10 protein-coding genes are annotated in these 16354 nt (G+C 57.7%); 7 read left to right on the top strand and 3 right to left on the bottom strand.

Annotation, left to right across the window (positions count from 1 at the left end; all coding sequences use genetic code 11):
- The gene (locus UH5x_RS15080) at positions 1 to 1035 is read left to right on the top strand and encodes an AAA family ATPase (protein WP_047817459.1); all 1035 of its coding nucleotides are present in this window, start codon (positions 1 to 3) and stop codon (positions 1033 to 1035) included.
- A gap of 55 nt (positions 1036 to 1090) precedes the next feature.
- On the opposite strand, the gene pheA is transcribed toward UH5x_RS15080, so the two are convergent.
- Complete coding sequence (pheA, locus tag UH5x_RS15075) at positions 1091 to 2170, bottom strand: prephenate dehydratase (RefSeq protein WP_482632881.1); 1080 nt, start codon at positions 2168 to 2170, stop codon at positions 1091 to 1093.
- Positions 2171 to 2509: 339 nt separating this feature from the next.
- Here pheA and dnaK point away from each other — a divergent pair, with 339 nt between their 5' ends.
- The 4 genes from dnaK (at position 2510) to UH5x_RS15055 (ending at position 9059) form a co-directional block, all read left to right on the top strand.
- On the top strand, positions 2510 to 4447 hold the full coding sequence (gene dnaK, locus UH5x_RS15070) for a molecular chaperone DnaK (RefSeq protein WP_047817389.1): 1938 nt from the start codon (positions 2510 to 2512) through the stop codon (positions 4445 to 4447).
- 226 nt (positions 4448 to 4673) lie between these two features.
- Positions 4674 to 7319 (top strand): ATP-dependent chaperone ClpB, encoded by a 2646-nt coding sequence (gene clpB, locus UH5x_RS15065; RefSeq protein WP_047817390.1) that lies wholly within the window; start codon positions 4674 to 4676, stop codon positions 7317 to 7319.
- A 281-nt stretch (positions 7320 to 7600) separates the two neighbouring features.
- Entirely contained in the window at positions 7601 to 8149 is a 549-nt protein-coding gene (locus UH5x_RS15060) for a YceI family protein (protein WP_482632880.1), read from the top strand.
- Positions 8150 to 8183: 34 nt separating this feature from the next.
- Entirely contained in the window at positions 8184 to 9059 is an 876-nt protein-coding gene (locus tag UH5x_RS15055; protein ID WP_482632879.1) for a hypothetical protein, read from the top strand.
- Positions 9060 to 9151: 92 nt separating this feature from the next.
- On the opposite strand, the gene UH5x_RS15050 is transcribed toward UH5x_RS15055, so the two are convergent.
- Both UH5x_RS15050 and UH5x_RS15045 read right to left on the bottom strand, forming a co-directional pair.
- Positions 9152 to 12520, bottom strand: coding sequence for a UTP--glucose-1-phosphate uridylyltransferase (locus UH5x_RS15050; RefSeq protein WP_482632878.1), 3369 nt, complete (start codon positions 12518 to 12520; stop codon positions 9152 to 9154).
- On the bottom strand, positions 12520 to 13422 hold the full coding sequence (locus UH5x_RS15045; protein ID WP_047817393.1) for a sugar phosphate nucleotidyltransferase: 903 nt from the start codon (positions 13420 to 13422) through the stop codon (positions 12520 to 12522). Before UH5x_RS15045 ends, UH5x_RS15050 begins: the two co-directional genes overlap by 1 nt.
- Before the next feature lie 228 nt (positions 13423 to 13650).
- Between UH5x_RS15045 and UH5x_RS15040 the strand changes: the two genes are divergently transcribed.
- Positions 13651 to 15480: an arylsulfatase gene (locus UH5x_RS15040; RefSeq protein WP_482636001.1), complete on the top strand. Its 1830-nt coding sequence runs from the start codon at positions 13651 to 13653 to the stop codon at positions 15478 to 15480.
- 26 nt (positions 15481 to 15506) lie between these two features.
- On the top strand, positions 15507 to 16316 hold the full coding sequence (gene panB, locus UH5x_RS15035) for a 3-methyl-2-oxobutanoate hydroxymethyltransferase (RefSeq protein WP_482632877.1): 810 nt from the start codon (positions 15507 to 15509) through the stop codon (positions 16314 to 16316).
- The last annotated feature ends 38 nt before the right edge of the window (positions 16317 to 16354 follow it).

Here is a 16354-nt window from a genome sequence, read left to right as displayed (position 1 = left end):
ATGGTCACACCGCCTCCCAGAGACAATCCCGAAGGTTCGGACATCGAAACTGCGGAGGCGTTGATTCAGAGCGTTGCCCAGGTCAAGGAGCAGGTCGGCCGAATCGTGGTCGGTCAGAGCGATGTGATTGAGCAATTGCTGATTGCGATCTTGGCTCGCGGTCATTGTTTGCTGGAGGGTGTGCCGGGATTGGCAAAGACGTTGATGGTTCGGACCTTGGCCAGTTCGATGAGTCTGGATTTTCGTCGCATCCAGTTCACGCCTGACCTGATGCCGGGCGACATCACCGGCACCGACATCATTCAAGAGGATCACGAAACCGGCCGTCGAGAGATGCTGTTTCGGCCCGGTCCCGTGTTCACACAAATGTTGTTGGCCGACGAGATCAACCGGACGCCGCCCAAGACTCAGGCGGCGCTGTTGGAGGCGATGCAGGAGCACGAGGTCACGGCGGGCGGCAAGACCTACGCTCTCAAAGAGCCGTTCTTTGTTCTCGCGACGCAAAACCCGATTGAGCAGGAGGGGACCTACCCGCTTCCAGAGGCTCAGCGGGATCGGTTCTTGTTTCATGTCGTCGTTGGGTATCCCTCTCGCGATCAAGAGTCCGAGATTGTTGAGCGGACCACATCGGGTGATCTGGCGGATGTTCAGCCCGTCGTCAGCGGCGAAGACATTTGCAAGTTTCAATCCGTTGTCCGCCGGGTTCCATTGCCGGAGCACGTGAAGAACTGGGTGATTGACGCGGTTCGAGCGGCACGCCCCAGCGAGCCCGACGCGAAGGGCTGGGTGAAAGAGTGGATCCAATGGGGGCCTGGTCCGCGCGCGAGCCAGCAGTTGGTGCTGGCGTCCAAGGCACGTGCGTTGTTGCACGGTCGCACACATGTGACGCTTGAAGACGCACAGACGCTCGCCTTGCCGGTGTTGCGTCACCGAATTGTGCCAACTTTTGCCGCCGAAGCGGATGGGATTGCAGTCGAGGATTTGGTCGCGCGTTTGGTGGCCGAGCAGAGTGCCGGGGCGGCATCTGTTTTGTAGGAACGCCGGGCGAACGCTGCAGGTTATGAAAGGCGGTTGGCTTTGCCGGCCATTCTCAGCTCTCGGCTCGAGCCGCGCGGCGGTAGCTTCCCAGCACGTGAGTGTGATGCGTCGCAGTTTTCAGGTGTTCGATTGCTTTGGCAACGGCGGGGTCCTCGCGATGACCTGGGAATTCGACGACAAAGAAGTACTCGTTCTTTGTCCCCGGCTGAGGAAACGATTCGATCCAGGTCAGGTTGAGCTCATGCTGCTTGAAGATGCCCATTGCATCGGCCAGTGTGCCCGGCTGATGGGCGACCTGAAACAGAAGGGTTGTTTTGTCGTTTCCAGTGGCGGTGGGTTGGTTGTGTCCGAGGACCGCGAAGCGGGTGATGTTGTCACGGTTGTCTTCGATGTTGGCCCCGATGACGCGAAGTCCGTGCCGGCGTCCGGCCGCTTCGCTAGCGATCGCGGCGACTCCAGGCTGAGTGACAGCCAATTTGGCGGCGGCAGCGGTCGAGCTGCATTCGATCAGTTTTGCAGTGGGTAAATGATTTGCCAGCCAGGCGCGGCATTGTGAGATTGCCTGCGGTTTGCTGTGGACTTCCGTGATTGCGTCGCGATCGCACATCGCCAGCAGTTGGTGGTGGATGGCAAGTTGGACTTCGCCGGTGATCGAGACTTTGCCTTTGGAAAGCCGGCCAAAGGTGTCGACCACGCGGCCATCGGTGCTGTTTTCAATCGGGGCAATTCCGCCCGCACAGTCGCCTCGCTCGACCGCGTCAAAGACCGCGCCGATGGATGGGACAGGCAAGAGATTGGCTGCCTCACCAAAGTAAGCGAGTGCTGCGAGGTGGCTGTAGCTGTCTGTCGGTCCAAGGAAGGCGAAGGTGCCAGGTCGGGTGGTGCGCCAGCAGGCGGAAGCGACGTGTCGCAAGACACTGCGTTGGTCTTCGGGGCAAATCGTGGGATTCGCAGCCGCTTCGTCTGCTTCCTTTTGGCTGACGAGGCGGTCGATCGACGCCAGGGTGCCGGCCCAATCGGATTCCGCGTTGGAGGCTGCTTGTTGGGTCATCACCCGACAGCGTTCACGCAATAGTTCCAGGATTTGGGTGTCGATGGATTCGGTTGGATTGCGTGATTCAGGTGAGCTCATGGGATCTGTCTTTCGAGCGTGTGCGAAAGGTGACTGCCGTTTTGGCAAGGCAGCATTGTGGCACAGAGCAAGGATTTAGGAGGGCTGCCAAAACGGAATGGAATGTTTTTTTTACAGCGGTCGAGTTGGGTTTTTGTCGGCGAATCAGGTGTTTTTCGAGAGTTGTCGTTTTGGCAAGAGGGGCGTGTGAAGGTGTCTGGCACAGATCTTGCCATATCTGGCGATCGAACCAAAAGGCTGACGAAATGGACCGCCCAGGTGCCGCGGTCGGCCCGGCGAAACCCAGACTCATATCATTTGACACCCACTAACCCGCTCGGACACAGGAGTTCACGCATCATGGCACAAGGCGAAAAAATCATCGGCATCGACCTCGGGACCACCAACAGCGTGGTCGCGATCATGGAGGGCAGCGAGCCCAAGGTGATTCCCAACGCGGAGGGAAATCGACTGACTCCAAGTGTGGTCGCGTTCACCGACAAGCAAGAAACCATCGTCGGCGAACCCGCTCGACGTCAAGCCGTCACCAACCCGAAACGCACCGTTTACTCGGCCAAGCGTTTCATGGGGCGTCGTCACAACGAAGTTCAGTCGGAAGAAAAAATGGTGCCTTACGGCGTCACCGGCGGACCGGGCGACTACGTGAAAATTCAGGTGGGCGACAGTGAATACACCCCACAGGAAATCTCTGCCAAGATCCTTCGTAAGTTGAAGGAATCGGCGGAATCCTACCTGGGACACAAGGTCAACAAAGCGGTCATCACCGTTCCTGCGTACTTCAACGACGCACAGCGACAAGCGACCAAGGACGCTGGCCAAATCGCCGGTTTGGAAGTCGCTCGGATTATCAACGAACCAACCGCTGCTGCTCTGGCATACGGTTTGGACAAGAAGAAGGATGAAAGCATCATCGTCTTCGACTTGGGCGGTGGTACGTTCGACGTCTCTGTTCTGGAAGTTGCCGACAGTGGTGACGAAGATCAAGAGAGCCGCGTGTTCCAAGTGATCAGCACATCAGGTGACACTCACCTCGGCGGCGATGACTTCGACGAAGCATTGATCAACTATGTTGCCAGCGAATTCCAAAAGGAAAACGCGATCGATCTTCGCAACGATGCAATGGCTTTGCAGCGGTTGCAAGAGGCTTGCGAAAAGGCCAAGAAAGAGCTCAGCACGTTGCCTGAGACCGACATCAACTTGCCCTTCATCACGATGGATGCCTCGGGACCGAAGCACCTGACGATGAAGATCACTCGATCCAAGTTTGAAGAGTTGATCGATGCGTTGGTGGAACGTTGCCGCGGTCCAGTGCTGCAAGCATTGAAAGACGCTGGGATGGACCCCAAGGACATTGACGAAGTCGTGTTGGTCGGTGGTAGCACACGTGTGCCCAAGGTTCGCGAAGTTGTCAAAAGCATCTTCGGGAAAGAGCCTCACCAAGGCGTCAACCCTGACGAAGTGGTTGCGGTGGGTGCTGCGATCCAAGGCAGCGTTTTGGCTGGTGACCGCAATGATGTGTTGCTGCTTGATGTGACCCCGCTGACGCTCGGAATCGAAACCGAAGGTGGCGTGATGACTGCCTTGGTCGAACGCAACACCACGATCCCAGCCGAGAAGAAGAACGTCTTCAGCACGGCTGCTGACAATCAAACAGCAGTGACCGTTCGCGTTTTCCAAGGGGAACGCAAGATGGCCAATGCGAACCGGTTGCTGGCTGAATTCAACTTGGAAGACATTCCCGCCTCCCCGCGTGGCGTGCCGCAAATCGAAGTGAAATTTGACATCGATCAAAACGGCATTCTGAGCGTTTCGGCCAAGGAATTGAAAACAGGGAAGGAAGCCAATGTCGAAATCAAAGACAGTGGCGCGTTGTCTGACAGTGACATCGAGCAAATGCAGAAGGATGCGGAAGCCAATGCCGAGGAAGACAAGCGGCAGTTTGAATTGGTGGAAGCACGCAACAAGGTCAATCAGCAGGTCTACCAGCTTGAGAAGTTGATGGGCGAGAACGATGACAAGTTGTCCGATGACGACAAGGCTCCGATGAACGCTGCGATTGAGAAGGTCAAGAAAGCCGCTGAAGGCGATGACTTGGCTGAGATCAAGGCTGCGTCCGACGAACTGGAAGCTGCCTCACAAGCATTCAGCAAGGTCTTGTACGAAAAAACGGATGCAGCTGGCGAAGCAGGAGCTGATGCGGCGGGTGCCGCTGGCGCAACTGCGGGCGGTGGCGATGACGACGACGCGATCGACGCGGAGTTCGAAGTCAAAGAGTGACCCAACCGATGTGAGTCGGATGGGTGAATCCTTTCGGCTCGCACGTTTTTGATAACGGCGAGTCTCGTTCGGCTGCATCGCAGCCGAGCGGGCGCTCGCTTTTTTTATGTCTGTTCATTTTGTCCTTGGCGATGCCGTTCGGCGCGGAAATTGTATTGCTGGTCCTCTCGATTGATTCCGTGTCCCACCCCCTTGTCCCACCCTCCTACTCTGCCTGGAGATTCTGATGGCCTTTCGAATCGACAAACTCACAACTCAAGCTCAAAACGTGGTTGCTGAGGCGCAAGCCCAGGCCACTTCCGCAGGCAACGCCGAGATCGATCCGCTGCATGTGCTTTCCGCTGCGGTGAACCAGCGAGATGGAATCACAACGCCATTGCTGGAAAAGATCAATGTGGATGTATCCAAACTGAAGTCGTTGTTGGTGAGCGAATTGGAAAAGCTTCCCAACGCGTCGGGCATGGGCCAGGCGCGTGTGTCCGCGAAACTGCAAGCGGCACTCGAAGCGTCGGCGACTTCTGCGGAATCGTTGAAAGACGAATACGTCAGCACCGAGCATCTGCTCGTCGGTTTGGCTCGCACCGACAACAAGGCCAAGAATCTGTTGTCCTTGTTGGGCGTTTCTGAGAACGATCTGCTCACAGCGATGAGCCAGATTCGTGGGTCGGCCCGTGTGACAGATCCCAATGCGGAATCGACGTATCAAGCCCTTGAGAAATTCGGCATCGACCTGACCCAGTTGGCTCAAAGTGGCAAGTTGGACCCGGTCATTGGACGCGACAACGAGATCCGTCGTGTGATCCAGGTTCTCTCGCGTCGCACCAAGAACAACCCGGTGTTGATTGGCCAACCGGGCGTGGGCAAAACGGCGATCGCAGAAGGGTTGGCCCTCCGCATCTTCGAAGGCGATGTGCCGCAAAGCCTGAAAGGCAAGAAGGTGGTATCCCTGGACATGGGGGCTTTGGTCGCCGGAGCCAAGTTTCGCGGTGACTTCGAAGAGCGATTGAAATCGGTGCTTCGTGAAGTCAAGGATTCCGATGGCAAGGTGATTCTGTTCATCGACGAGTTGCACCTCGTTGTGGGAGCAGGCAATGCCGAAGGTTCGGCTGACGCGGCGAACTTGCTCAAGCCTGAGTTGGCTCGCGGTGCACTGCGATGCATTGGCGCCACGACGCTGGACGAGTATCGGCAGCACATTGAAAAGGATGCGGCGTTGGAGCGGCGGTTCCAGCCTGTGTTTGTGGGCGAGCCCAATGTGGAAGACACCGTGGCGATTCTGCGTGGCTTGAAGCCTCGTTATGAATCGCACCACGGTGTTCGGATCACGGACAGTGCGTTGGTTGCCGCCGCCAACCTTTCCGACCGCTACATCTCGGATCGGTTCTTGCCGGACAAGGCCATCGACTTGATCGATGAAGCCGCCAGTCGCTTGGCGATGGAAAAGGAAAGTGTGCCTGAACCGATCGATCGTTTGCAGCGACGCCTTCGCCAATTGGAGTTGGTTCACCGGCAGTTGGTGGATGAACAAGAGGCTTCTGCGGTCGAAAAACGAGTCGATGTGGAAGCGGAGATGGAAGCTGCCAAGGCGGAACTGGCCAGTTTGAAGGAGCAGTGGGAAACCGAAAAGATGGGGTTGGACGATGTCCAGTCCGTTCGCCAAGAGGTGGATCAGTTGCAGCATCGTTTCGCTCAGTTGGACGCGGAAGCCAAGGAGAAGCAACTCCGAGGTGAGAGTCCCGAAGACGCCTACAGTGAGATGTTGCAGGTGCAATCGCGGCTGCGTGAATTGCAGGCTCGAATTGATGAGGCTGAAAAACGCGATGAGTCAGCGCAAGAAGAAAGCGACGGTCCTGCGGATGAAAAGCGTCGTCTGCTCCGCAAGGAGGTGACGGAGGAAGAGATCGCTGAGGTTGTCAGCACTTGGACCGGCGTTCCCGTCACTCGCATGATGGAAACCGAACGGGCCAAGTTGTTGGTGATGGAAGAGCGTTTGCATCAACGAGTGGTGGGCCAGGATGAAGCGGTCACCGCCGTCTCGGACGCGGTCCGTCGCAGTCGCAGTGGTTTGCAAGATCCCAATCGTCCGATCGGATCCTTCCTGTTCTTGGGGCCAACCGGTGTCGGGAAAACGGAGCTTTGCAAGGCGCTGGCAGAAGTGATGTTCGATGACGATTCCGCAATGGTTCGCATCGACATGAGTGAGTTCATGGAACGGCACAGTGTCTCTCGTTTGATCGGTGCCCCTCCCGGCTATGTTGGCTACGAAGAGGGTGGCAAATTGACCGAGGCTGTGCGGCGGCGCCCGTACGCGGTGATCTTGCTCGATGAGATGGAGAAGGCTCACCCGGACGTCTTCAATATTTTGTTGCAAGTGCTCGACGATGGGCGACTGACGGACGGGCAAGGCCGGACGGTGAACTTCACCAACACGGTCGTTGTGATGACCAGCAACGTTGGCAGCCAAGTGATCCAGCGCGTCACCGAGGAAGGCGGCGGCGAAGACGAAATGCGTGCGGCGGTCGAGGAAGCTTTGAAGGCCAGGTTCTTGCCTGAGTTCCTCAACCGGATCGACGACACCGTGATCTTTCATCCGCTGCAGCAGACACAAATTCGGCGGATTGTGGAGTTGCAACTCGAGGAGCTTCGGACGCGACTGGCAGCCAACGGTTTGTCGGTCGAGATTTCGGAAGCCGCGATCGATCAAATCGCGGAGGTGGGATACGACCCTGCCTACGGTGCACGCCCTCTCAAACGTGTGATCCAACGCGAGATCCAAAACCCGCTCGCATCCGCGATTTTAAAGAACAGTTATCCGGAGGGCACGGTGATCAAGATCGATCACAATGGCGACGGATTTGTGTTCTCGGGTTGAGTCGCTGCAGGAGGGCAACAGGGGCCGGTTCTCGCCGGCCCCTTTCTCATGGCGGGCTCCGTTCCGATCACAAAGCTGGCGGAATTGTCACGTGGACACCCTGAGTTTGTTGTTTGGCGTCCCGAGTCCTGCGACAATCACGGGGCCGATGATCCGTCTCCTTTCCGGTCAACGCTCCCATGAGATCTGGGGGCGGGTGCTGGAGCAGTTTGGGCATTGGTTGTTGGGTTTCGTTACGATGAGCTCACTTTGTCCCCAGTCCTCACGAGAGATTGTCCCTGATGTTGCAACGTTTTGCCTTGGTGTTGACGCTGGTTTGCGTTTCTTCCGTGATTGGTTCCGCCGCGGAACAGCCCGCATTTGATGCTGAAAAATCGAAGCTCTCTTTCATCGGTTCCAAGCCGGATGGCAAGCATGAAGGTGGTTTCAAGAAGTTCACCGCTGACGCGGCCTTGAATATTGAAGAGCCCAGCAAGGGCTCGCTCAAGATCGAAATCGATGCGACGAGTCTTTGGTCCGATGCTGACAAGCTGACCAATCACCTGAAGAACCCGGACTTCTTTGACGTTCGCAAGCACCCCAAGATCACGTTCGAATCGACCAAGATTGAGCATGACCCGTCCGAAGACAAAGTGAACATTGTCGGGAAGTTGACCATGCTTGGCAAAACGGTCGAGGTCACCATCCCGTCGATGCCCAAGTTGACCGAAGACATGCTGGTCTTGGCTGCGAACTTTGACATCGATCGAACCAAGTGGGGCATGACCTACGGCAAGGGCAAGATCGACGACAAGGTTGCCATTCAAGCTCTCTTGGTCTTCAAGCGATAAGACCGTGGAAACACAAATTTTACTTTGGTGTGTGATGACGCCAGCGATCCTGTCGCTGGCGTTTGTCATTGGTGCTTGGGCAATTCTGCGATCCAAGCTGACGGTTGCCCCGGATCGCTTGCCGGCAATCCTTTCGGTGATCGGGTGGTCGATTGCGGTGAGTGCCTGCATGTTGGCAAGGCAGGATCTGGTTTGGCCTGCCCTGGACGCTTGGCAAGTCGTGTTGGCACCGATCTTTGTTTCGTCGTTGTTGTTGGCGGGGTGTTCTTGGGCACCCGCGTTGACGAACGCCACCGATTCAAAATCCAACGCTGGATTTTGGTGGTTGATCGCTGGTTTGGGATCCGTGGCCACGGCCATGTGGAGCATGCCCACCGGTGAGGGTTGGACGGACATGTTGCCGCTTCATCGTCCTTGGATGGCCTCCGTCGCTGGGGCCGCGTTGATCAACGTTTGGTCGTTGGACCGCATGCGGAGAACCGGTGCAGCGCCGTGGATCCTGTGGGTTGGACTGGCGGGTTTGGTCGCACCCACGTTGTTGGCCGCCAGTGCGTATGGTGGCTTGGCAGAGTGGATGGTCAGTGCGCTGGTGGCGACGACTGTTTTCGCCATCGCAGCGGCGCTCCTGCCCGAGTCAAAGATCGGAAGGCTGTTTCCGGCAGTGCTTCTGCTGGCGGCGAGCACAACCGCAACGGGGCGGTTCTACACTTACGAAGAACACCCGGCTTGGTTGTACGGTTTGATCCTGCTGCTGCCGACTTGTGTCTCCATCCCCGACGCTTGGCTTCAAAATCAATCGACAACTGTTCGAGTCTGCACGGCGGTCTCTGTCGCAGTGGTTCTGCTCAGTGTGATCGGATGGTTTCTGCTTGGGGATGCTCTGTTCGCCGAGCCGACGGAGGAATGGTGATTTGGAAGTGGAAAGGGCCACAGGGCCACAGGGACTGAGGGACTCAGAACTCAGAACTCAGAACTCAGGACTCAGGACTCAGGACTCAGGACTCAGGACTCGTTCCATTTGCAGAGGGAGTTGACGTAGGCGGAGCCTCCGTCTCGGTTCCAGCCATCGAGTTGGCTGGGTTCTTTGAGTTGCTGGCCGCGACGCATGGGGGTCACAATGAATTGGCTGTCGATGTCTGGAAGCGTCGTCATGTCACCCCATAGTTTTTCGAATTGCGCGACCGGGAACACGTCTTCCTGTGCATGACCCCAACGTTTCTTGACTTCTTTGAGCGTGATGTAGGTTGGCAAGCGAGCCGCCATTTGACGGACGGCGGCATCGACGGCCGACGCGTCGTTCAGTGAATCTCGATCCAAGCCAAAGGAGTCCAGCAGGGCGTCGATGTCGATCCAGGTTGTCATCGAGTTGTAGAACTTGAGCCCAAACTCGATGCGTTCGTCGGGCATCGCGAGTCCTTCGACCAAGCGTGGACGACCTGCGACGAGGGCCAGTCCACCGCCGCGATCTTCGAGGCGACGAGGGACGACTTCGTAGCTGAGCGTGGCGCCGGATTCGATGTGCAAGCCGAACAGTGCCGGGTCCACGTTGGCACCCAGGGTGTCGATGTTGTGCAGCATCAGATAGCGAAGCGATGGTTGGTCACGCAGGAGCTGCGAAAGGGTTCCGTTTCGAAACAGATTCGGGATTTCGTACCAGTGACCGACCGGATGAACGCACTGGGCCGCGACGTTGTCGGTGTAGTCGGAACCTTCGCCGGTTTGCTGCGCCCAATTCGCGATCGCCGACCGAGCGCTTTCACGCATCTTTTGTTGTTGTTGATCCAGGACCTGCTGAGCGGTTTCTTCCCAAAGAAAGTGCAGGTCTCGAACCATGGGAACCATTCGCAATCCAACGCTGCGGCCACTGGAGACATGCACCGGACCACCGTGCCCATAGTTCTGGGTGCGATCCAGAACCGTGCGGATCGCTTCGTCTGTCATCCAGCTGGTCGTGATGATGTGGGGGATGACGCCGCCGTGCTGAGCGGTGGTGGCCCGGTTCTTCGCCAAGTGGATTTCCAAGAAGCTTCGGTGCTTTCCCGCAAATCGGTGAAACGGATGCAGGGCTTTGCAAACCCCGGCGCCTTGCGTCCAGCGGCTGCCAACGCCAGCCGCCAGCGTGATGACGCCGACTTGCCCGTCCGCGATCGCTTGGGAGCCAAGCTTGGCCAAGCGATCCTCCACACCATCGCGAGTGTCGGTGACGTGGGCTGGTGTGACATCGGTGATTTTGAGATCGCGAGAGAGTCGGTTGGCGGCCAAGCCAAACTTTCCGGCTCGCATGTCGGCCCGGATCTGCTCGTGTTGAGCCCGGTCAAAGCCGCTCCGTTTCAGGATCGCGGCCAGCGAATCATCGCTCATTGATGGCGCGTCGTTCTTCTCGTTTTCAGCTTGGCTGTCCGATGGCAGGACGCTTCGAAGCAGCAGAGCTGCATTGGCCTCGAGATCGTTTGGATCGCTGCAGCGTCGTGAGATGCCAGCGAGTTCCTCGCGGGTTTGAGGTGAGAGCTCACGCAGTGGTTTGCGAAGCCACTTGGGCATCATCAAGGCGTAGTACTTTTGCGGCAGGGCAGCGGACTGGGCTGGCAGCAGCTCCGCGAAAGTGCCGTGATCGTTGATTTGAAAGTCATAGACAACCGGATCCATTGCGAACGGCAACGCCGTTTCCAGTTCGCGTTTGACTGTCACCATCTCTTGGCTGAGCCAATCTTGGGCGGCTTGTTTGATGGTGGGATCAAAGATGAATCCCATGCCGCCGCCGGACATTCCGCCCAGCATCCAGAATCCCCAGAACTGATCCCCGTATTGCTCACGACAACGCTGGATCATCACATCGGTGAACCGATTGGTTGCCCAGGGGATGATGGTCTGCAGTGGGCCTTCGAAGTTCTTGGTCGTCAGTGAACCGAGGCGACGGATGTCACCTTGTTGCAGTGCATCGACCACCTCGTCGTAAATCGACATCGCTTCTTGACGCCCGATCCATTGGTCGCGTCCACGAACGAGGTAGTGCTCGGTGACCATCTCGAGAATGGGGCCGACGTTCTGTGCCATCCCGCCGTGCACGACGACCAGCGAGTCTTGCAGTTTTTGACGGGCGTCGGTGCTGATCCGATCTTCGCCGAGGACTTCATGGTCGGGCATCAGGCGCCCGCGACTGATTCCAAATTCGGGATCTTCTTCGCCAGCGGTTTGGCCACAGATGAGTTTGATACCGGGCCACACGCCGCCGGAATCTTGCCACCCACCACCGCTGCCGCCGATCCATTCGCCCAGAATCGCGCGAGCGGCGATCAGTCGGCGGTCCGTTTCCGTGAGCACGCCTTCGAGTGACTGGATTTGCCCGGTCGCTCGCATCAGGTTGCTGATCAGAGAACCGAGCAGGTTGGTGGAAACGGCGAGTCGTGAACCTTTGGGAATGTCGTTGATTTTGGAAACCAGTTCCAGGCCTTTGCCACGACCGACGACGCGTTCGAGCAGCGAGGCCATGTCGGACCCGCAACCTTCCAAGCCCGGAGGAACGACGCCGGCCGCGATCACGGCGGCTTTAAGAAGTCCCAGGTAGTCTCGGGCGAAATCGAACATCTCGGCGACCGTCGTGACTTCGACGCTGGCGTTGAGGTCGACACTGACCAATCGAAACACCGGTTGATCAATCACTCGCAAGTAAGTTTCGATTGGCGGTCGTACCTTTTCGTCCCGCCCGCGAACACCGAGGTCGACGGAGACGTTGATGACTCGGGCGCCTTCGGGGTAGTCCATTCCCAGAAAGAAGATGTCGCTCCAGGCGGAATGCGAGACATCCATTCGCACGGCGGTGGTTTCTTTCAAGACCGGCGAAAGGTGCGGGCTGCTTTCGGTTGGTAACAGTTCTTTGCGGATTCGGAGTGGGTGTTCAGCAACATGCCCCAAGCGAAACATCCATTGATTGCCGCGAACCGTGCGAACACTGTGGCGGACTTGGTCGGCGAGTGTTTGGAACCCCAGTTCGTGATACGCCGCCGCGAGCGCGCTGGACAAGGCGTCGCTGGGACCATCGCTGGATTGAACTTCCAGGAACTCGTCGATGGCTTCTTGGAAACGTCGGCCAAGCAAGTGTTCGTAGCCTTCGAACGGGATGCTTCCGGAGACCGATTGATCGAGACGCGATGGCAGGTGATAGCGATAGATCGCGGATAAAAAGAACAACGCTCGAACGCGTTGGTACAAGTTTTCTTCTTGGCGACGAAAACGATCCAGCTCGGCAATGTGCTGGAGAAGTTCGGGGAGCGTGGCGTCCTCGAGCAGTGATTCCAACGAGCGATCTCGCAGGTTAGCTTGATCGGTCGTGATGGTTTCAATCAACGAATTCAGGGAGCGAAGTTCCGGCATCAGTTGGACCCTTCTGGTGTCGATGATTCCGCCGAAGAATTGGACGCTGGCGCGACGGGCGACTCCGATCGTGTGGCCAGCAGTTCGACCAATTCGGTGAGCAAGAGGTCTCGGTCACGTCCCGACAAGCCAATCGCCAGTTGTGCGATCAGGACGCCGTATTGCTCGCCAATGTTGTAGCGGCGACCTTGCAGTTGATACGCGAGGTATTTTCCACGGTGAGGGAGCTTTGCTGCCGCGTCGGAAAGCGATGGGCGTTCCATGCTTGGATCGGCCACGACTTCATGCAGGCATTCCATGACCGCAGGAGTCAGAACGTGCATGCCGAAGTAGCCCAGGTAGTATCCGCTTCGCAGGCCCGGCGTGATCAGTGATTGTTCGGCGAGCGTCGGGGTTGGTTTTTCGACGACGGTGCGAACGTCATACAGACCATCGAATCGCGGCACGCTGGCTCCGCCGACAATGCCAAAGTACGGGAGGCGATGTTCGCGAGTGGACTGGACGGCGGAGACAGGACAAGCGTGTTGCTCTGCCATTTGGATCAATTGAGCCGCGCAGCTTTTCGACGTTGCGGACAGATACAGGTGGTCGCTCACCAGGTGCAGAAAAGCGTCCTCGCCGCAGAACGATTCGGCTTGCAGGATCGCATCGGCATAGCCGAGGGGGCGTTCCTGATGAACGAAGTGCAGGTTCCCCAGAGAGCCACCGGCGGCTTGGCGGTAGTTGTCCTCGTCACCGGGTTGGATGACGACGCAGATCTCTTCCACACCCGCCGATAGAGTTTCTTCGACGATCAATTGGAGTGCCGTTTTCTCTTCGCCCGAACCGTCCACCAAGCGTTGCAGCGGAAGGGTGTTCTGGTTGGGGGCTGCGGCGGTGATGACCGCTTTTCGAACTCGCATGGGTCGGTCTTGCAGAAAAGGAAAAGGCCTTGGTTGGGTGCTTCGACCCACAGAATAGTCGAGGTGCTCGAGACCGCCACCGGATCAACCCAATCGGGGAGTCTGAGAGCAGGTTCCCCCGCCGCGGGAACGGTCAGCTATCCTGTTGGCGTTCCGCTTGGGAGGGCTGTGTTGGTTCTTCCGTTGGTGCGGGGTGCAGTTGATGGTCTTTCGATTCAAAGGTTGGTAGTGCGAGTCATCCCCCATTTTCGCGATGTTTTGATCGGGTTGTTGTTCTTGGCGATTGGGATGGGTGCTGGCGTTTCTTGCCGAGCCGACTCCAGTTCGCGGCCCAATGTGTTGGTGGTTCTGACGGACGATCAGGGCTGGGGGGATCTCAGCCTGCATGGCAATCCCAACTTGCAAACGCCGCACATTGATTCGTTGGCTCGCGATGGCGTGCAGATTCAGAACTTTTATGTGTGCGCCGTTTGCTCCCCGACTCGAGCGGAGTTTTTGACGGGGCGCTATCACACGCGATCGGGCGTGTTCAGCACCTCAGCGGGCGGTGAGCGGATCGACGCGGCCGAGCGGACCATCGGGGATGCGTTTCAAGAAGCGGGCTATGCGACGGCGGCTTTTGGGAAATGGCACTCGGGAATGCAGGCACCGTATCATCCCAACTCACGCGGGTTCGAGGAGTTTTATGGTTTCTGCAGTGGTCACTGGGGCAACTACTTTTCGCCCATGTTGGAACACAATGGCGAAATCGTGCAGGGGAAAGGGTTCATCGTGGATGACCTGACAACCCATGCCATCGATTTCATTGAGCAGCATCGCGCTGATCCGTTTTTCGTTTATCTGCCGCTGAACACACCGCACTCACCGATGCAGGTTCCCGATGAAGATTGGAAGAAATTCGAAGGCAAGGAGATTGTGCCTGACTCTCGTCCCGAGAATGCCAAGCAGGAAGATGTTCAGCACACTCGGGCGGCGCTCGCGTTGTGCCAGAACATTGATGACAACGTCGGTCGGTTGTTAGGAGCCTTGGATCGATTGTCGCTTTCAGAAAACACGATCGTGGTGTTCTTTTGCGACAACGGGCCGAACGGTTCTCGGTTCAACGGCGGGTTAAGAGGCCGCAAGGGAGCGGTTCACGAGGGCGGATTGCGTTCGCCTTGCTTGATTCGGTACCCAGAGAAACTTGAAGCCGGTCGAACGGTCGGGGGGATCGCGGGAGCGATCGACCTGTTCCCGACTCTTGCCGATCTGTGCGAAGTCGAGGTGGGGGCCACCGCGGGACCGCTGGACGGCATGTCGCTGCAGGGCGTGTTGAACGATCCGAAGGAGTTGCCTGCGCAACGTTTGATTTTCACGGCTTGGAAGGGCAAGCTCAGCGTTCGATCCAACCAGTATCGCTATCACCAAAACGGCGATCTGTTTGATTTGCAAGCGGACCCCGGGGAAACTCGATCGGTCGCGAAGGAAAATGCTGCCGTTGTGGCGCGAATGAAAGGGGCGCTCGAGGATTGGACGCAAGAAACCAAGCCTCGTGAGCGGAACTATTCCGAGGAGCAGGTCTTTCCTGTCGGGCATCCCGATCATGCCTGGACGCAGCTTCCCGCCCGTGATGCGCAGGCAACCGGCGAAATTCGCCGGAGCAATCGGTTTCCCAACAGCAGTTACATGACTCATTGGCATTCGGAAGCGGATGCCGTCACGTGGGACGTGGATGTTTTGGCTGGCGGGCAGTTTGAAGTGGAGTTGCACTACGCGTGTCCGGAGTCGGCAGTGGGAACACGGTTGCAATTGGAATGGCAGCAACCCGGTGTGATGGAAGCAATTCAGTCTGTCGTGACGGAGGCCAATCCTTCCGGGGCCATTCATTTGGACAAAGATCGATCCAAGCGGGTGGAGAGCGACGAGAAGCGATGGGCCAAATTGTCGCTCGGGCGGATCGCTTTGTCGGAGGGCAGGGGACGCCTGTCATTGACCTGCCCAAGAATCATGGGCGAGGATGGGGAGCATCGAGGCGTGGAGATTCGGCTGATGATGCTGCATCGCGTTCCCGCCGAGTGAGCGACCCCACCTGAAAAGCAAGCAGAATGACGGAATCGGAAAAGAGAAGATCGCGAATCACCACTCGAACGCTGCAGCGCATGCGGGAACGCGGCGAACGAATCACGATGCTGACGGCCTACGATTTTCCGACTGCGAAAATTCTGGACGAGGCCGGTGTCGATGTTCTGCTGGTCGGCGACACCGTCGGCATGGTCGTTCAGGGGCACTCGACGACGTTGCCCGTGACGATGGATCAAATGATTTACCACGCGGAAATGGTCGGCCGAGCCGCGGAACACGCGATGGTCGTGGTCGATTTGCCATTCCCCGATGGCCAGCTCGATCTGCTTCACAGCGTCCGCTGTGGGGCTCGCGTGTTGAAGGAAACACAGTGCCACGCGGTTAAGTTAGAAGGCGGGGCTGAACAAGCCGAGCGGATTCAGGCGATGGTGGGTGCCGGGATTCCCGTGATGGCACACATTGGGCTGCGTCCGCAAAACATTCACGTGGAAGGCGGCTATCGATTGCAGCGTGACATCGAACGGTTGGTGGCCGATGCCAACGCCGCGGAGGCCGCCGGTGCGTTTGTGGTTTTGATCGAGTGTGTGCCCAGCGAAGCCGCCGCCGCGATCACCGCGGCTGTCAGTGTGCCAACGATTGGCATCGGTGCGGGACGAGACGTTTCGGGGCAAGTCTTGGTGACCCATGACATCCTGGGGCTGACATCGGGTTACACACCCAAGTTCACCCGGTTGTTCGCCGACGTGGGGGCCACCATCCGAGAGGCGGCCAAGTCGTACTGCGACGAAGTGAAGGCGGCGAGCTTTCCCAGCGACGCGGAATCGTTTGAGTGATTCACGCCAGCTTTGTCGATCGATTGATTCAGATAGAT

The sequence above is a fragment of the Rhodopirellula sp. UH5 genome (assembly GCF_056839225.1).
The sequence above is the reverse complement of the archived record's forward strand: the minus strand, read 5'-3'. Positions and strand labels throughout refer to the sequence as shown.